Below are 17,776 nucleotides of genomic sequence, written 5' to 3' on the forward strand. Positions count from 1 at the left end.
GATATTCAGACGGGCGGGTCTAGGGTCTCCTCAATCGCCGGGGGATGTTCCCCTGTCGGCAAAGAAACAAACGGAGTGAGTCCATGTTCAGCACCTTCGCAAAAGCCGGCCTGGCTGCCCTCATCGCCCTCGGTGGAATTTCCTTCACTGCGCCAGCGGCTTCCGCAGGCTCGGATGTCCAGTTCAGAGTTCAGGTTCAGGATGGCTATGGCCATCGCCCCGGCTGGGGTCGCCCGGATCGCCCGAGCCGCGGCTGCTCGCCCTGGCTTGCGGAAGAAAAGGCAAGCCGCATGGGCCTTCGCCGCGCTCGCGTGGTTGATGTATCGCCGCGCCGTGTCGTGGTGGCAGGCTTCGACCGCCGCGGCCGTGATCGCATTGTCTTCGCCAATGAGCGCGGTTGCCCCGTAATCCGCCGCTAACAGCAGCGACCCTTATCGATCTGCCGATATCCCCGTACGGCAGATGGATCAAAAATGCCCCTCGCTTGTCCGGAAAGGCAGGCGAGGGGCATTTTATTTTGCGTTATGTGAGCGACTGAACTCAAGATTGGGCAGGAGCGGCACCGGGGTGCCGCCCGCCGTCGATCTTACTGGTCGAGAGCGAAGGTGACGTTGACCACCACGCTGTAGCTGTTCTCGCCCGAAGCGATCGGCACGCTGTCGGCTTCCTTCATCATCGAAGCACGCATCATGCCCGCCGGTACCGGCATGGGGCGCTGCGAGTTTTCGCTGATCTGAATGACACGGCCGAGCTTCACGCCTGCCGCTTCCGTCAGCGTTTTCGCCTTGGCCAGAGCATCGGCAACGGCCAGCTTGCGGGCTTCGGTCACCGTCGCTTCGGGCTTGTCATTGGTGAAGGTGATATCGCCACCCTGGTTGATGCCGAGTTTGACGGAGGTGTCGAGGATCGTGCCGAGCTTTTTCAGATCGCGCACCCGCACGGTCAGGCCGTTGGACACCTGATAGCCGGTGATCTCAGGCGCGACATAAACGCCGTTCTTGGACTCGTTCTGCTTATAAATCGGTTGCAACGAGAAATTACTCGTCTGCAGGTCGCGGTCTTCGATGGCCGCCTCTTTCAACGCCTTCAGAACATCGGCGAGCGCCTTGGAATTTTCAGTCAGCGCAGCCGCGGCGGTTTCCGCCTGCTTGACGACGCTGAAGGAAAGAATAGCCATATCGGGCGCGATGGCCGCCTGGCCTTCGCCGGAAACACTGATGGTGGCTTCGCGCAGGCTGGCATCCTGCGCAGATACCTGGGCGGCAAGCGGCATCATGGCCGCCGCGGTCAATGCGGTGAGTGCGAAAAGGCGGGCCGTTTTTGTCTTCATGGTGTTTCCTCGTTGATTGAGTCCCTTTGAAGGGTATTGCCTTAGATTGTGTAGCTAATACGGCGGCACTGCTTTGCGAAAGCATCATTGGCTTGTCGGCCTCAAAAAATTGCGTTAGAGCGTGACCCACCGGATTCGAGCCATTGCGAAACCGGTGTTTCGGACTGGTTTTTCCGAAAAGGGCCTGTAGCTCAATGGTTAGAGCCGGCGGCTCATAACCGCTTGGTTGGGGGTTCGAGTCCCTCCGGGCCCACCATCGCTCCTTAACCGGGTCATGAAAAGGGGTGGCTTCAAAAATGAACGCTAGTGATTGGGCAGCAGTTTATGCCGCAGTTGTAGCAACAGGCGCGCTGGCATTGGAAATCAGACGCTGGTTTGAGAGCGGCCCCAAAATCTCTGTGCGTGCCAATCCTGATATGACATTGATTGGCCAAGGCGGAGTAGAGCAGACTAACTTGCTTGTGGTAAACGCTGTGAACCGTGGCGATGCTCCTACTACGATTACCCATTTTTGTTTACTGGAGTACCCCAATATATGGGCGAAATGGCGCAACAAAGCGAGCCAAACGTTTGTGGTTCTGCATCCTCAAATGCCTGGACATCCGCCGATAATTCCTACGATGCTCGGATCCGGACAAGAATGGACGGGGATGGCGCATCCTCGCGAAGACGTAACTGGCGATATTCGAACAGGGAAAATGTGGGCCGCAATTTATACCACGAGCCGAGGTAGGCCATATACTGCGCGAGTCCCCAAACGAACGTCTCAACCTAACGCCTTGAAGGCTGCTGAGAAAATATAGCCGCACATTATGTCTAAGGGGCATATGTTTTGCCGGGCAAACGTCGACTGCATAGCGCGCCGGTTCATTTCGTCCGGCGCCCTTGTCTGTTGCGACTATGCCGTCAGTTACAAACCCGCATACTTTCCGTATGCCAGCCGCCGTCATAGGAATTGGGAACGCGGCGGTCTTCGAACCAGCAGCGCGGGCGGGGCGGCGGTGGCGGCTCGTAGTAGCGCGGGCCGTTGTTGCTGTTGGCGATGGCGCCGCCGATCAGGCCGCCGATGACGCCTGCGGCGAGGCCGCCGGCAATCGCCGCGCCATCATTGTGGCGGCGGTGTTCGCGGTAGGGCGGCGGGGGTGGGCCGCCGCGGTCGTAACCCCGGTCGTAGCGCGGGCGATAGGGATAGTCCTGCGCGGCAGCGGTGCCATAGGATGCAAAAATGCTGCCGGTGGCGACCAGCGCGGCAATAGTGGAAAGAATTATCTTTTTCATCGGGGCTACTCCATAAGCCTGCTTCGGGAGATAGAGGCTCATTATGCCCGGATGATGGCACGGGACGGGTGAACGGCCTGTGAATATTTCATTTTTATGCGGTTCATATTTCTCTGGTCTCAGACGGCCGCAGTGGGTGCAGGCTTTCAGCGAAAAAAAGCCCGGCGGATGGCCGGGCTTTTGTCGAAATCGATTGGTCGCTATCAGAACTTCACGCCAAGGCCCACTTTCACAGTGTGCTGGTCGACATCGGTGTTGATACCGAAGATGTCCTTGTCGCTATAGTCGTTGTAGCGATATTCCAGCCTGCCGAACACATTGTCGGTGAAGGCATAGTCCAGACCCGCGCCGACGGTGTAGCCGTTGAAGGTGGTGCTGTCCTTGCCGGCGCCGGGCGTTTCGATGAAGCCGCGTGTCGCGGTCCAGCCTGCCGTGGCATAGAGCAGGGCGTGATCGAAGGCATAACCGACGCGGCCCCGCACGGAGCCCTGCCAGTCGGTGCCGATCTTGGTGCCGGCATAGTCATTGTCGTTCCAGTTATAATCGACATCGCCTTCGATGCCGAGGACCATATTATTGTCGAACTGGTAATTGTAACCCACGAAGGCGCCGAGAATGCCGCCGTTGAAATTATCCGAGGCGACCGGGCCGCCCGCTGAAAAATCGCCATTTGCCCAGCCCGCGCCGCCTTGAATACCAAGATAGGGGCCAGACCAGGTGAAGACCGGCAGGGTTTCCTGCGCGACCGGAGGTGCGGGCGTTTCGTAGACGGCATCCGCGGCCATTGCGGTGCTGGCCGACAGGGCCAGAAGTGACGTTACGATCAGCGTTTTCATCGTTTTTCTCCCTGAGCTGACTGACATCCATAGCATAGATTAGCTGCTTTTAATATGGGTCGGGGTTCGGCGGTTCCAAGAGGTGTTTATGTCCTCCCGGCGTTGCTGGCCGTCTTGCCCCGGATCGCGGCTTTTTATCGCCCCGCCATGCTGTTCTGATGCGGCGAACGTCTTTGGCCGTGTTTGGTTCCCTTCGGCGTTTCGTCAAAGGTCCGGCAGGGCGGCTGGCCCACGTCACGCTTGGTTGTCTTGACAGCGCAGGGCGCGACCATAGAGTTGTGGTAGACTGTGGCGGTGCTGGTGCTTTGCGCTGCATCGCCGGCGGCATCAGCTGCTGTTGAGACTACACCGTTGCGGCCTCCCGGCGAGGGGGATCGTTGCGGGCGGAAAGGGCATGGGAGGAAAAGATCGCATGAGGCTTTATTCTAGCGGAGGAGGGGCGACGTGATTGTCGGAGCCGTTCTCAGCGCCATTCTTCTTCTCACCCTCATTGCGTTTCCGCGGCATCTCAAATCCGTCGTCATCTGCCTGTTGCTGATCTGGACGACCACCGCCGCCTTTGTGATTTATGACTGGCGGCGCGGCAATCAGCGGCTCGACCATATCGTCGCGAGCGCCGAATTCGATGCGGCCTGCCCGGATGCGGCATTGCCGATCCGTGTCAGCTTCCGCAACGACAATAACGTCGCGGTGCAGCGGCTGACCTATACGCTCGAAGGGTTCGAGCCGGCCTTCCGCGCCTCCGTTTCCTTCGATCCCTATCAGGTGAGCGAAAGACGGATCGAGGCCGGTGAGACTTTCGCGGCCTGCCGGGCGTTCCGGATGCGCAACAATGAAAGGGTGGAGCCGCAACGGCTGGAATGGCGTGTCACCGTCATTTCCGCGGAATTCGACTGAGCGGTTCGGCGGTTCCCGTCTATCACGGTATTTTGAAGGTTTTCGTGCTGGTGAGCGGCGACCGGAAAATCCCTGCGTCACAGCGGTTCCGGGCGGATGGGCGAATTCTCATCGTCCGCAAGGGAACCGGCCGGGCCCGTCGCTGACTTGTTTTCGTCCATTTGCGATGCCATCTCCCCCTTCATTCGATTGATGTCGCGGGTTGATGTTTTGCGTATTGTTCTAAAGTTTCTGAAAATAACCGCCATCGGCCTTGTCGCACTGCCGGTTCTGGCGGGTGCGCATATGGGCATCGGTCAACTGACCGGAAATTTTCACGAAGTCATTCCCGGAGAGCTCTATCGTTCGGCTCAGCCGAGCGGCAAAGACATCGCGGCCTATGCCAAGGCTTATGGCATCAAGACGATCATCAACCTGCGCGATGAAAAGCGTGAAGGCTGGTATGATGCGGAAAGCCTTGCGGCAAAAAATAATGGCATCCGGCTTGTCGATTATCCGCTGAGTTCAAGCGAAAAGGTCTCGGTGGAAGATTCGGAAACGCTGGCGGCCGTGCTGCGCAATGCGGAAAAACCTGTCCTCATCCATTGCGAACATGGTGCTAACCGCACCGGGCTCGCCTCCGCCATCTATGTGGCCGCCGTGGCCGGCAAGAGCGAGGCGGCCGCGGAGTTTCAGCTTTCGCCCTATTACGGGCATGTGCCGATCCCCGGTATCGGGCGTTATGAAATGTACCAGTCGTGGGATGATTTCGAGGAAACCATCGGGTTTTGAGTGTCGCTTTATACGCGGCGTCATCCTCGGCCCTGTGCCGAGGATCTAATCACGTTGTGTCCAGCGGATAGGTTGCAGATGCCCGGGACAAGCCCGAGCATGACGGCAGAGGCACTGTTGGCCGCAACGCGCCTCAATAATCCCCGCCGCTTTCCCCGATCACCTTCGTCAGGCTTCCCGTCGCCGGGAAAAGCGGGATGAGGCAGGCCTGGAGCGCGTGGTAGATATCACCCTTGCCGGGGAACAGCGTGTGGGCGGGAACCAGATCTTCCGTCAGTTCCTCATGCCAGCCGCCATTCTCATGGTCGATGAAGTTGTTGGCGATGGTGCTCCAGATGCGGCGGTAGCTGTCTTCGTAGAAGTTGTCCGCCGGCAGGTTCTCATTGAGGAAGTGGGCAGCGCCCGCCGCTTCGCACATCGGCCACCAGAGCTTGGCACGCTTGTCCGGATTGTCGTTCCAGTCGAGCGTATAAAAGAAGCCGCCCTTTTCCCGGTCCCAGCCGAGCGCCATGGATTGCACGAAGAGCGATTTCGCGGCCACCGGCATCCAGTCATGGCGGCGTTCGCCCAGCACCCATAGTTGCAGGATGAGGCGCGCCCATTCCAGCCAGTGGCCGGGGGTGGAGCCGGACGGGCGGAACATTTCGTTGCCGCGATACGCCTTGTCGAGCGTCCAGTTCTCGTCGAAATGTTCCGGCACGCGGAAATCCAGCTCGCCGGCGCGGCGGCGGATGACGAGATCGGCGATGCGCTCTGCCTTGCTGAGGTAGCTATTGTCGCCCGTCGCCTCATAGGCGGCCATCAGCGCTTCGGTCAGGTGCATGTTGGAGTTCTGGCCGCGATAGTTCTCGATAGGCGACCAGTCGCGATGGAATTCCTCGGCGATGGCGCCGTGTTTTTCTTCCCAGAAACGCGTTTCCAGCACCTCGGTAATGTCGGCCAGCATCTTGTCTGCGAGAGGGTGGCCGACGGTCTTGGCGGAAGAGGCGGCCAGAAGCACGAAGGCATGGCCGTAACCCTGCTTGGTGGCATCCACCGGGCCGGCATCGTTCACCTGCCAGAAATAACCGCCATGTTCGCTGTCGCGATGTCTGTTCCAGAGATAGGTCATGCCGTGATCGACGATATCGCCACAACCCGGACGGCCGAGCAGATGGCCGATGGAGAAGCAATGCACCATGCGGGCCGACGCATGGATGCCGCGCACGGGATCCTTTGCCTGAAGCGGCGTGCCCTTGGCATCCAGATCGAAGAAGCCGCCGGCAGGGTTGAGGGCGCGGTACTGGAAGAAATCGAAAAGTCCCTCGGCCTGTTTTACCAGCCACTGGCGGTGCCAGGGCAGGGTGTTCCAGTTGCGGCTGTTGCGATCGTCCTCGGGCATTCTCATCCTCCATGCGGTTTGCTGCTTCGGCTTATATCCTTGCCGTATAAACCTGTCATCTGTCAGTGAAATTTCGTAACGTGCCGCAATGGCGCAAAGCCATGCCTGTTCCTTGAAGATATATTGACATAAACATATCTTTATGTGACTTGACGGCTTGCGATCTTGCAAATCGAAATGAGGAGTGTGCCCGTGTTTGACGATCTGTTCGGCCCTGAAGGGGCAAAGCGTGACGGCGCGGAAATTTTCAAGGCGCTGCGCGAGGCCGCCAGCGAACGCATCCTCATTCTCGACGGCGCCATGGGCACACAGATCCAGGGGCTGGGTTTTGACGAAGACCATTTTCGTGGCGACCGTTTTATCGGCTGCGCCTGTCACCAGAAGGGCAACAATGACCTTCTGATCCTGACCCAGCCGGATGCCATCGAGGAAATCCATTATCGCTACGCCATGGCGGGCGCGGATATCCTCGAAACCAACACGTTTTCGTCGACGCGCATCGCCCAGGCCGATTACGAGATGGAAAATGCCGTCTACGATCTCAACCGAGAGGGCGCGCAGATCGTCCGCCGCGCTGCCCAGCGCGCCGAACGCGAAGATGGTCGCCGCCGTTTCGTGGCGGGCGCCATCGGCCCGACCAACCGCACGGCCTCCATTTCGCCTGACGTCAACAATCCCGGTTTTCGCGCCGTCAGTTTTGACGACCTGCGCATTGCCTATGGCGAGCAGATCGATGGCTTGATCGACGGCGGCGCCGATATCATCCTGATCGAGACGATCTTCGATACGCTGAACGCCAAGGCGGCGATCTTTGCCTGCGAGGAGCGTTTCGAGGCGAAGGGCATTCGCCTGCCGGTGATGATCTCGGGCACGATCACCGACCTTTCCGGCCGTACTCTGTCCGGCCAGACGCCGTCCGCCTTCTGGAACTCGGTGCGCCACGCCAATCCCTTCACCATCGGCCTGAACTGCGCGCTGGGTGCCGACGCGATGCGTCCGCATCTTCAGGAACTGTCCGACGTGGCCGATACCTTCGTCTGCGCCTATCCGAATGCCGGCCTGCCGAACGAATTCGGTCAGTATGACGAAACGCCCGAGATGATGGCGCGTCAGGTCGAGGGCTTCGTTCGCGACGGTCTCGTCAACATCGTCGGCGGTTGCTGCGGTTCCACGCCGGAGCATATCCGGGCGATTGCCGAAGCGGTCAAGGATTACAAGCCGCGTCCGATCCCCGAACACAAGCCGTTCATGTCGCTTTCGGGCCTCGAGCCCTTCGTGCTGACCAAGGATATTCCCTTCGTCAATGTCGGCGAGCGCACCAACGTCACCGGTTCTGCCCGCTTCCGCAAGCTCATCACCGCCGGCGATTATACGGCGGCGCTGGCTGTTGCCCGCGATCAGGTGGAAAACGGCGCGCAGATCATCGACATCAACATGGATGAGGGCCTGATCGATTCCGAAAAGGCGATGGTGGAGTTTCTGAACCTCATCGCCGCCGAGCCTGACATCGCCCGCGTACCCGTCATGATCGATAGCTCGAAATTCGAGATCATCGAGGCCGGCCTGAAATGTGTTCAGGGCAAGTCGATCGTGAACTCGATTTCGCTGAAGGAAGGCGAGGAGAAGTTTCTCCAGCAGGCGCGGCTCGTTCACAATTACGGTGCGGCGGTTGTCGTCATGGCCTTTGACGAGGTTGGGCAGGCGGATACCTATCAGCGCAAGGTGGAAATCTGCGCGCGCGCCTATAAGCTCCTGACCGAAAAGGCTGGCCTGTCGCCGGAAGACATCATCTTCGATCCGAACGTGTTTGCGGTGGCGACGGGTATCGAGGAGCACAATAATTACGGCGTGGACTTCATCGAGGCCACCAAGACCATCCGCGAAACCATGCCGCTCACGCATATTTCCGGCGGCGTTTCCAACCTGTCCTTCTCCTTCCGCGGCAACGAGCCCGTGCGTGAGGCGATGCATGCCGTGTTCCTTTACCACGCCATTCAGGTCGGCATGGATATGGGCATCGTCAATGCCGGTCAGCTTGCGGTTTACGACAATATCGATCCCGAGCTGCGCGAGGCCTGCGAGGACGTGGTGCTGAACCGGCGTGACGACGCGACGGAGCGGCTGCTGGAGGTCGCGGAGCGTTTCCGTGGCACAGGCGCCAAGGATACCAAGGTGCAGGACCTTTCCTGGCGCGAACTGCCGGTCGAGAAGCGTCTGGAACATGCGTTGGTCAATGGCATCACCGACTATATCGAGGCCGATACGGAAGAGGCGCGCCAGAAGGCGGAGCGTCCGCTGCACGTTATCGAAGGCCCCCTGATGGCCGGCATGAACGTGGTCGGCGACCTGTTCGGGTCCGGCAAGATGTTCCTGCCGCAGGTGGTGAAATCCGCCCGCGTGATGAAGCAGGCGGTTGCCGTGCTGCTTCCTTACATGGAAGAGGAAAAACGCCAGAACGGCGGGGCGGAACGCAGTGCCGCCGGTAAGGTGCTGATGGCGACCGTGAAGGGCGATGTGCACGATATCGGCAAAAATATCGTCGGCGTCGTTCTCGCCTGCAACAATTACGAGATCATCGATCTCGGCGTCATGGTGCCGACGACGAAAATCCTCGAAACGGCGATTGCGGAAAAGGTGGATGTGATCGGCCTCTCCGGCCTGATCACCCCATCGCTGGACGAGATGGTGCATGTTGCGGCCGAGATGGAGCGTCAGGGTTTCGAGATTCCGCTGCTGATCGGCGGGGCAACGACGAGCCGCGTGCATACGGCGGTCAAAATCCATCCGCGTTACGAGCAGGGGCAGGCGATCTATGTCACCGATGCTTCGCGTGCGGTGGGTGTCGTTTCCGCGCTTCTCTCCGCAGAGCAGAAGCCCGATTATATCGATGGCATCCGCACTGAATATGCCAAGGTGGCTGAGGCCCATGCCCGCAACGAGCGCGAGAAGCAGCGCCTGCCGCTTTCCCGCGCCCGGGAGAATGCGCATAAGATCGACTGGTCTGGCTATGCGCCGGTCAAGCCGCAGTTCTTCGGCACCAAGGTGTTCGAAACCTACGATCTGGAGGAGCTTTCCCGTTACATCGACTGGACGCCGTTCTTCCAGACTTGGGAATTAAAGGGCCGTTTCCCGGCCATTCTCGACGACGAAAAGCAGGGCGAGGCGGCGCGCCAGCTTTATGCCGATGCGCAGGCCATGCTGAAGAAGATCATCGAGGAAAAGTGGTTCCGGCCGCGGGCGGTGATCGGCTTCTGGCCGGCCAATGCCGTCGGTGACGATATCCGCCTGTTTACGGATGAAGGCCGTGGCGAAGAGCTTGCCACCTTCTTCACGCTGCGCCAGCAGCTTTCCAAGCGCGATGGCCGTCCCAATGTGGCGCTGTCCGATTTCGTTGCGCCCGTCGATAGCGGCGTTGCCGATTATGTCGGCGGCTTCGTGGTGACGGCGGGTATTGAGGAAGTGGCGATTGCCGAGCGTTTCGAGCGGGCCAATGACGATTATTCGTCCATTCTCGTCAAGGCGCTGGCCGACCGTTTCGCCGAAGCCTTTGCCGAGCGTATGCATGAGCGGGTGCGCACCGAATTCTGGGGTTATGCGCCGCAGGAAAACTTCAATGGCGAGGAGCTGATTTCGGAAGCCTATGCCGGTATTCGCCCGGCACCCGGCTATCCGGCACAGCCTGACCATACGGAAAAGAAGACGCTGTTCGCCCTGCTCGATGCCACCAATGCGGCGGGTGTGGAGCTGACGGAAAGCTACGCCATGTGGCCCGGCTCCTCCGTCTCCGGTATTTATATTGGCCACCCCGAGAGCTATTATTTCGGTGTTGCCAAGGTGGAGCGTGATCAGGTTCTCGACTATGCGCGCCGCAAGGATATGCCGGTGGGAGAAGTGGAGCGTTGGCTCGGACCGGTACTGAATTACGTGCCGACCAACGGCGAAGAGAAAATCGACAGCGCGGCTTGAAGGCACACGCGGAGAGGAAGACAGCAGGGCAAGTTGGATTTACAATGATCGAACCTGAGTTGAACACTCCGTCGCAAGGGTTCTGCGGCAAATGACATTGAGGACGATGCGTTGCGTTCTCCGCGCGCCTGAAAATGTGGACAGGTGGCAGATCGTTGCTTTGGCGCTTGATCCTCATGTCAGACGCTATCTGGGAGGGCCTCTTTCACTATCCAAGGCGCAAGAGCGGGCGGATTCCATTCTCGTCAGTCGAACCGACCGTCACTGCTGGACGGTTCAATTGGACGGCGGCGAGCCAGCGGGATGTGTCGGGCTGGTGGGGATCGCGCCGCATCATGATAGCGAGGATATGGAACTGTCATATGAGTTCGCCCCGGTTGTATGGGGTAGGGGGATTGCCGCCGAAACGGCGGCGGCGGTCATTTTCCATGCTTTTCAATGCCTTGGTTACGAGCATCTGGTGGCGGAAACGCAAGCCGCGAATCTGCCGTCGCGGCGTCTGCTGGAGCGACTCGGTATGAGTTTCAAAAAAGAGACGTGGCGCTACGGGGAGCGCCAGGTCATCTACTCGATCGCTCGTCCGCATCGCGGTTAAGCGCCGGCAAACGGATAACGATTCTTTCCGAATGGCTTGCAATCCATCCCCAAAACATAGGGCCGATTTTTAGACCCCCGACGGCTTGGCCCTATCAGCGCCTGATCGTTCAGGTATTTCAACGGACGGTCGAGGAGGCGTCGCTGGAAGCGATGTTTTCCATAACGGCGTTCGGTGACGTCATTCCCGCCGCGAGCCCTTCCAGCAGCGTCGATTTGCCGGAGCCGTTATTGCCGGCAAAAAAGGTGATCGGCGTCTTGAATTCGAGGCGTTCCAGATGGCGCAGCGCCGGAACGGAGAAGGGATAGGCGTCTCTTCCGTCCGGGGTCTCTTTCATGGTTACGCTGTCGAGAAACAGCATGTCGCGTTCCTTGCCAATAATCCGTCCTGTTCGGAGGTGTTGCGCCCCGGCTCGTCATCAAGGCTTGAAGCGGGTGATTGTGGCTGGAGTTTAACGGGGTGTGTGGCCTGCGCCAATGGTGTTCATGTGCTGGTGTAAACCTCACCGCATAGGCCTGTTGCAATAGTTCTATTTATTAGGAGGAGGTATAGTATATTTCGCTAATATATTATAATTCCTCCTGCTTGTCCGAATAATACGTGCATTATTAAAAGATTATTTCGAGTATATACTTTGAATTAAGGTAGGCATGTCAATCGTCACTCATTCTCATTGCTGTTGTGGGGAATGAATGAACTATATAGTGTTATTTTTTTACGCCTCCTTGTTGTCCGCGATATCCGCGAGCGAGGCGGAGGCGCGGAAGGTTCGACTATTTGCCATTCCCGGATTTGGCGGCGGCGAGACGATCGATCTCGTTTATGATCTGCCGAACACCGCCGCTTTTCTTCGGGAAGGCAAAGCCTTCGATCTCGGCTATCTGAACAGCAGCAATGGCAATGTTTACGTTCTCTATCACGGCGACCGCTACAGCAAACTCAGCGACGCAGATATTGCGAGGCTGAAGGCGGTACTTGGTTTCGATCCCACGACCAAGCACCGCATGGAACGGGCGGCCCGTAAGGAGGAGAACGGTCGCTGGGGTTTTGTGGTTTTCATCGCCGTGCTGGCGGTCGGTCTTTTTGTGTTCATCCACAAGGGGTTGCAATTCATCCGGGGGTTTGCCCGGTCGCTGGCGACGCCTTCTGTCATTGACAATGACCCGGCGGCGGAGGTCGATCCGCTGACGGTCCGCAAGAAGCAATTGGTGCGACGCCAGTGGAGCGACACCGAGAGCAATCATGCCGAGAGCAGCCCGATGCCAGCTACTGTGCCGGCATCACCCCGGACAGGCGCTCCTGTCCGGGCTTTCGGACGCAGGAGCGCCTGACAAGAAACGGCTGCGACCGGCGGTTATTCGAACCGGTCGATGATGCTGATGCCGCTTTCCCTGAAACTGTCCATGGCGGGCAGCGCGGTTGCGGCTTCGGTGAGGCTTATATGGCGGCCGATCAGTTTTTCCGGCGCGAGCCTGCCGCTTTCGATCATCGCCAGCATGTCCTCGTAGCGCCATGCCTGCATGCCGTGGCTGCCGTAAATCTCCAGTTCGTGCGCGATCACACGGGCCATGGGAATGGCGGGCATGGCGTGATCGGCCAGCATCAGCCCCACCTGCACATGCCGGCCGCGCCGGCGCAGGTTGCTGATGGAATTGCAGCAGGTCTGCGGATGGCCAAGCGCATCGACGGAGACATGGGCGCCGCCACCCGTCACTTCCCGCACCGCCTCTGAAACATCGGCGACCATGCGGCTGTTGATGGTGGCGGACGCGCCGAGTTGCCGGGCGAGTTCGAGTTTGTCTTCGGCAATATCGATGGCGACAACCTGTGCGCCGAGGCCAGCGCCGATCATGATGGCGGAAAGGCCAACACCACCGCAGCCATGGACCGCCAGCCATTCGCCGCCCTTCAGGCGTCCCTGATCCGTCACCGCCCGGAAAGAGGTGGCAAAACGGCAGCCGAGACCGGCGGCGGTGGCGTAGCTCATTGTATCAGGCAGATGCACGAGGTTCTGATCCGCATAGTCGATGGCGACATATTCGGCGAAGGAACCCCAATGGGTGAAGCCGGGCTGGAATTGGGCCTCGCAGACCTGCTGGTTGCCGGAACGGCATTCATGGCAATGGCCGCAGCCGGAGACGAAGGGCACCGTGACGCGGTCGCCGGTCTTGAAGCGGGTGACGTTCTTGCCGACGGCGGCGATCACCCCCGCGAATTCGTGGCCGGGAACATGCGGCAGGCGAATATCCGGATCATGCCCCATCCAGCCGTGCCAGTCGCTGCGGCAGAGACCGGTCGCCTTTACCTCTATGACCACGCCCCCATCGGCCGGTTCCGGATCGGGCAGGGACGCGACAACCGGGGTCTCGCCGAATCGTTCGTAATAAAGCGCGCGCATCATGGCCTCATAGTGTTGGTATGCAGGTTCGAAGTCATACCTGCTCTACCATTTCCCGCAAATGGGCGAAGCGGTTTTGCGTCTGGAAAAGCGCTTTAGTCCTTGATGAGCATCAGGTCACCGGCCGCGAATTTCAGCGTCACCTGCTCACCGACGGCAGGGGGGGCTGTGCCGGGATCATTGAACATATCGAAAGACAGGGTGGAGCCGCCGAGATCGAGGCGGGTGCGGATGACGGAGCCGAGGAACTGGCTGGAGGTGACGAGGCCGGAAATGGCAACATCGCCTTTCGCGTCGCTGCCGAGCGAGCCCGCTTCCGGGCGAAGCGCCAGCGTGATTTTTTCGCCATTCGCCGCATCGACCGGTTTCGGCAGGGTGATCTGCTGCTCTCCGACACGGATGGTGTTGGACGAGGAATCCACCACGATGGCGTCGATGAGGTTCAGCGTGCCGACGAAGGAGGCGACGAAACGGGTGGCGGGTTTGTTATAGATATCGAAGGGCGAACCGATCTGGTCGGCGCGGCCGCCATTCATCACGACGATACGGTCGGAGATCGACAGGGCCTCTTCCTGATCGTGGGTCACGAAGATGGTGGTGATGCCGAGTTTCTGTTGAATCTGGCGAATTTCCTCACGCAGCGAGACGCGGATCTTGGCGTCGAGCGCGGAGAGCGGTTCATCCAGCAGGAGCACTTCCGGCTTCGGGGCCAATGCGCGGGCGAGCGCCACGCGCTGCTGCTGGCCGCCGGACATCTGATAGGGATAACGGTCGGCCAGATGTTCCAGATGGATGAGCTGGAGCATTTCCTTCACGCGGGCGTCGATCTCGGCTTTTGGCTTGCCGGCGACCTTCAGACCGAAGGCGACGTTCTCATAGACATTCATGTTCGGGAACAGCGCATAGGCCTGGAACACCATGCCGATATTGCGCTGGTTGGGCCGCAGCGCCGTCTGGTCCTTGCCGTTGATGACGATCGATCCGCCGCTCGGGGTTTCGAAACCGGCGATCATGCGCAGCACGGTGGTCTTGCCGCAGCCCGACGGCCCGAGAAAGGAGACGAACTCGCCCTTTTCGATGGCCATGTTGAAATCATGCACGACCTGCACGGAGCCGAAGGATTTCTTGATGTTGCTAAGTGTCAAAAAGCTCATGAAAATCTTGTCCTCAGGCCTTGGGAGGCGCGCCCTTCTGGTAGCGGGAAACGAGTTGGATCAGACCGAGGCAACCCCAGGTGATGCCGAAGGAAATCACGGCAAGCGCTGCCGGTTCATAGGCGCGGTTGGCGCCGAGCAGCTGCATGTAGGGGCCAAAGGCCGGGCGGTTCAAAAGGGCCGCCATGGTGAATTCACCGATGACGATGGCGAAGGTCAAAAACGCGCCCGACAGCACGGCGACCAGCACATTGGGCAAGATGATACGCGACAGGATGGTCGTCCAGCCCGCGCCGAGGCTCTGCGCCGCTTCCGTGAGCGTCGAGACATCGATGGTTCTAAGACCGGTGTCGACGGCGCGGTACATGTAGGGCAGGGCAAGCGTGGCGTAACCGAACATCAGAAGAAGGTTGGTGCCGAAGGTCGTGCCGGTCAGCGGCAGCCAGCTCGAGGTGTTGTAGAGCCTGATATAACCGAACACGATGACGATGGCCGGAATGACCAGCGGTAGCAGCGTGATGAATTCGATATAGGGGCGCAGGCCCGGCAGTTTCAGGCGCACCCAATAGGCGGTGGGCACGACGAGCAGAACACCGAAGACGATGGTGAACAGCGCCATCACCACCGAATAGCTGAAAGTTTCCTGGAAACGCGGATCGGTCAGCACCTTGCCATAGGCGTCGAAGGAATATTCGCCGCGCCGCATTTTCAGCGAGAAGTTGGTCATGCCGATCAGCGGCAGGGCGAAATAGAGCAGGCCGAAGATCAGCGCGCCCCAGGCGAGGAAACGCTTCATTTCAGCCACCTTTCGCTGCGGGCGCGCAGCCAGATATAAAGCGCATTGGCGATGCCGGTGACGACGATCATGCCGAAGGCGAGTGCGTAACCGAGATGTGGGTCACCGAGCACGTCGCCGCGTATCTGGGCAAAAAGCAGGATAGGGGCGATGTTCAGCGAGGAGCCAGTGAGCGCGATTGCCGTCGCGACGGCACCGAAGGCATTTGCGAACAGCAGAGCGAATGTACCCAGCAGCGACGGCAGCAAGATGGGAAACGCGATAAACCGCCAATATTGGGTTCCCGTCGCGCCGAGAACTTCCGCAGCCTCACGCCATTCGCGCTTCAGCCCGTCCAGGGCGGGAGCGATGATCAGGATCATGAGCGGGATTTGAAAGAAGAGATAGGTAATTGTCAGTCCCCAGAAGGAGATGAGATTGAAGCCCATCAACCGGAGGTCTATTCCGAGCTGGGATTTCAGGAACACCGTCAATATGCCGACTGGGCCGAGGGTCGCCAGAAATGCAAAGGCCAGCGGCACGCCGGCAAATTGTGACGCAACACCGGAAAATGTCATCAGCGGCCCGCGCAACACGCTCGGAAGACCGCCGAGTATAACGGCCGCGGCCACCGAAAAGCCGATCAGGCATCCCAATAATGAGGAAGCCAGACTAATTTTTATCGAGATCGTAAAGGCGCCCATGATGGACGGCGTAAAAAGCCCTGCGATATTGGCGAGCGTGAAACTGCCGCTCGGATTCTGAAAGGCACCGATGACGATCTTCATCGTCGGCAAAATCAAAAACATCGCAACAAAGACGACGAATGGCAGCACACCTATCCAATGAAGCGGCAGCTTTCTGCCCGCGTCGGATGATCCGCCGGTGTTGGTTGATGGCATGCCTTGTCCCCACACGCCGTTTCAAAACGGTCTATATATTGCGGTTATTACGAAAGAAGCACCCCGGCTTTTATTTAGCCGGGGTGCTTCTTAACAACTTACTTGACGTTTGCGCCGACGGTCTTGTCCCAGCCGCCGGTGACGGCAGCCTTGTTGGCATCGACTTCCTCGAGGGTCGGGAAGATTGCCTTTTCATAGGCGGCTGCCGGCGGCAGGCTGTCGATCAGTTCCTGCGGAACCTTGCCGGCCTTGACCATGGCGTTGAAGCGGATCGGGTGGCAATAGCCCTTCAGCCAGCCGAGCTGACCGTCGTCCGAATAGAGATGCTCCATCCACAGCTTTGCGGCGTTCGGATGCGGCGCGTAGGCGGAAATGCCCTGAACGTAAACGCCGGCCAGAACGCCCTTCTCAGGCACGACGACTTCCGTCGGCGGGTTGTCGTTCAGCGTCTTCTTCCAGGACAGGGCGTTATAGTCCCAGGCGATGATGATCGGTGTCGAGCCCTGCGCCAGCGTACCGGCCTTGCCAACGGTCGGAACGAAGTTGCCTGCCTTGTTGAGGTCGGCGAAATACTTCAGACCGGCTTCGCCGGCTTCTTTGCCGGACTTCGCACCCTGGCCGAGACCTGCGGCGAGAACACCGAGAATTGCCTGGTTAGATGTCAGCGGAGGACCGGCAAGAGCGACCTGACCGGAATATTCCGGCTTCAGCAGGTCGGCCCAGTCCTTCGGCGTGTTCTTGACGAGGTCCTTGTTCACGAACATCGACATGACGCCGTAATAGTCGCCGTACCAGTAGCCGTCTGCATCCTTGACGTTGTCAGGGATTTCATCCCAGGTGGAGACCTTGTAGGGCTGCAGCAGGCCTTCGGCCTTCATCTGCGGGCCGAAAGCGAGACCGACGTCGACGACGTCAGGCGCCTGCGGGCCCTTGTTGTCCTTGTTCGCCTTGATGGCTTCGACTTCATCGGCAGAGCCGGCGTCGGGGTTCAGTTCGTTGACGGTGATTTCCGGGTACTTCGCCTTGAAAGCGGCGATGACGTCGCCGTAACCGCACCAGTCGTGCGGCAGCGCGACGGTGGTGAGCATGCCTTCCTTCTTGGCGGCGGCGATCAGTTCGGCGCTCGGCTCAGCGGCGGCAATGGCGGTGGAGGCGATGACCAGTGCAGTGGTCGTAGCGAGCAGTCGGCGGCAGTGAGAGATCACTTTTTTCTCCTCTTCGTGTTCTCATATTGCGGACGCTGATACGGATTCTCGATGAAGCTAATGTGACGGCTGGATTACAATTTATTTATCCGGATTCCGTCACTTTACGCCCGTTTTCCGCCATCGTCAGACCTTTTGCCTGCAATTGCGGGAGATTCCCATCGTCATCCGTGGTGGTCAGATATGTTCCCCAGCTTGCTTTCTTATCCTGTTTTATCGTGCTGGTAGCGATGACAGGTATCCAATCAGCGAGCGGCATCCGCGTCAAGCAAGTTGCCGGCTATATAG

The 17,776-nt window shown here is 59.2% G+C and carries 16 protein-coding genes, 1 tRNA gene and 1 pseudogene; 8 read left to right on the forward strand and 10 right to left on the reverse strand.

Annotated features, from left to right (window positions below; genetic code table 11):
• The first annotated feature begins 83 nt into the window (after window positions 1–83).
• Window positions 84–419: a hypothetical protein gene (locus tag AC5YUO_RS11705; protein ID WP_400813247.1), complete on the forward strand. Its 336-nt coding sequence runs from the start codon at window positions 84–86 to the stop codon at window positions 417–419.
• A gap of 167 nt (window positions 420–586) precedes the next feature.
• Here the strand turns inward: AC5YUO_RS11705 and AC5YUO_RS11710 are convergent, their stop codons facing one another.
• A complete protein-coding gene (locus AC5YUO_RS11710; RefSeq protein ID WP_496153416.1) occupies window positions 587–1,330 on the reverse strand; it encodes an SIMPL domain-containing protein in 744 nt (247 codons plus the stop codon).
• Between the two features lie 180 nt (window positions 1,331–1,510).
• Between AC5YUO_RS11710 and AC5YUO_RS11715 the strand changes: the two genes are divergently transcribed.
• Window positions 1,511–1,586 (forward strand) — tRNA-Ile (locus AC5YUO_RS11715).
• A gap of 40 nt (window positions 1,587–1,626) precedes the next feature.
• Entirely contained in the window at window positions 1,627–2,133 is a 507-nt protein-coding gene (locus AC5YUO_RS11720; RefSeq protein WP_496153417.1) for a hypothetical protein, read from the forward strand.
• Window positions 2,134–2,236: 103 nt separating this feature from the next.
• Here the strand turns inward: AC5YUO_RS11720 and AC5YUO_RS11725 are convergent, their stop codons facing one another.
• Both AC5YUO_RS11725 and AC5YUO_RS11730 read right to left on the reverse strand, forming a co-directional pair.
• Window positions 2,237–2,608: a hypothetical protein gene (locus tag AC5YUO_RS11725; protein ID WP_035261012.1), complete on the reverse strand. Its 372-nt coding sequence runs from the start codon at window positions 2,606–2,608 to the stop codon at window positions 2,237–2,239.
• Window positions 2,609–2,811: 203 nt separating this feature from the next.
• Complete coding sequence (locus tag AC5YUO_RS11730) at window positions 2,812–3,444, reverse strand: outer membrane protein (protein WP_400813249.1); 633 nt, start codon at window positions 3,442–3,444, stop codon at window positions 2,812–2,814.
• 444 nt (window positions 3,445–3,888) lie between these two features.
• On the opposite strand from AC5YUO_RS11730, the gene AC5YUO_RS11735 reads away from it, so the two are divergent.
• Together AC5YUO_RS11735 and AC5YUO_RS11740 are read left to right on the forward strand one after the other, a co-directional pair.
• Window positions 3,889–4,341: a hypothetical protein gene (locus AC5YUO_RS11735; RefSeq protein ID WP_400813250.1), complete on the forward strand. Its 453-nt coding sequence runs from the start codon at window positions 3,889–3,891 to the stop codon at window positions 4,339–4,341.
• 210 nt (window positions 4,342–4,551) lie between these two features.
• Complete coding sequence (locus tag AC5YUO_RS11740) at window positions 4,552–5,112, forward strand: dual specificity protein phosphatase family protein (protein WP_059756755.1); 561 nt, start codon at window positions 4,552–4,554, stop codon at window positions 5,110–5,112.
• A gap of 133 nt (window positions 5,113–5,245) precedes the next feature.
• On the opposite strand, the gene AC5YUO_RS11745 is transcribed toward AC5YUO_RS11740, so the two are convergent.
• Complete coding sequence (locus AC5YUO_RS11745; RefSeq protein ID WP_496153418.1) at window positions 5,246–6,493, reverse strand: AGE family epimerase/isomerase; 1,248 nt, start codon at window positions 6,491–6,493, stop codon at window positions 5,246–5,248.
• A 192-nt stretch (window positions 6,494–6,685) separates the two neighbouring features.
• Here AC5YUO_RS11745 and metH point away from each other — a divergent pair, with 192 nt between their 5' ends.
• Both metH and AC5YUO_RS11755 read left to right on the forward strand, forming a co-directional pair.
• Window positions 6,686–10,459 carry a methionine synthase gene (gene metH / locus AC5YUO_RS11750; RefSeq protein ID WP_496153419.1) on the forward strand — a complete coding sequence of 1,258 codons (3,774 nt, stop codon included), beginning with the start codon at window positions 6,686–6,688 and terminating at the stop codon, window positions 10,457–10,459.
• A gap of 91 nt (window positions 10,460–10,550) precedes the next feature.
• Complete coding sequence (locus AC5YUO_RS11755) at window positions 10,551–11,054, forward strand: GNAT family N-acetyltransferase (RefSeq protein ID WP_496153420.1); 504 nt, start codon at window positions 10,551–10,553, stop codon at window positions 11,052–11,054.
• A 175-nt stretch (window positions 11,055–11,229) separates the two neighbouring features.
• Here the strand turns inward: AC5YUO_RS11755 and AC5YUO_RS11760 are convergent.
• Window positions 11,230–11,415, reverse strand: a pseudogene (locus AC5YUO_RS11760) (AAA family ATPase); the annotation flags it as partial.
• Between the two features lie 331 nt (window positions 11,416–11,746).
• Here AC5YUO_RS11760 and AC5YUO_RS11765 point away from each other — a divergent pair.
• Complete coding sequence (locus AC5YUO_RS11765; protein ID WP_496153421.1) at window positions 11,747–12,385, forward strand: hypothetical protein; 639 nt, start codon at window positions 11,747–11,749, stop codon at window positions 12,383–12,385.
• 23 nt (window positions 12,386–12,408) lie between these two features.
• Here the strand turns inward: AC5YUO_RS11765 and AC5YUO_RS11770 are convergent, their stop codons facing one another.
• From AC5YUO_RS11770 to AC5YUO_RS11790, 5 genes are all read right to left on the reverse strand, one after another.
• Complete coding sequence (locus AC5YUO_RS11770) at window positions 12,409–13,452, reverse strand: zinc-dependent alcohol dehydrogenase family protein (RefSeq protein ID WP_496154855.1); 1,044 nt, start codon at window positions 13,450–13,452, stop codon at window positions 12,409–12,411.
• Window positions 13,453–13,547: 95 nt separating this feature from the next.
• On the reverse strand, window positions 13,548–14,606 hold the full coding sequence (locus tag AC5YUO_RS11775) for an ABC transporter ATP-binding protein (protein WP_496153422.1): 1,059 nt from the start codon (window positions 14,604–14,606) through the stop codon (window positions 13,548–13,550).
• A gap of 13 nt (window positions 14,607–14,619) precedes the next feature.
• Window positions 14,620–15,402 (reverse strand): ABC transporter permease, encoded by a 783-nt coding sequence (locus AC5YUO_RS11780; protein ID WP_496153423.1) that lies wholly within the window; start codon window positions 15,400–15,402, stop codon window positions 14,620–14,622.
• Window positions 15,399–16,283 (reverse strand): ABC transporter permease, encoded by an 885-nt coding sequence (locus AC5YUO_RS11785; RefSeq protein WP_496153424.1) that lies wholly within the window; start codon window positions 16,281–16,283, stop codon window positions 15,399–15,401. The genes AC5YUO_RS11780 and AC5YUO_RS11785 overlap by 4 nt, the downstream gene beginning before the upstream one ends.
• Window positions 16,284–16,381: 98 nt before the next feature.
• Window positions 16,382–17,488 (reverse strand): ABC transporter substrate-binding protein, encoded by a 1,107-nt coding sequence (locus AC5YUO_RS11790; RefSeq protein ID WP_496153425.1) that lies wholly within the window; start codon window positions 17,486–17,488, stop codon window positions 16,382–16,384.
• Window positions 17,489–17,776: the final 288 nt, after the last annotated feature.

It is taken from the genome of Agrobacterium sp. LEGMi-208b (genome assembly GCF_059511785.1).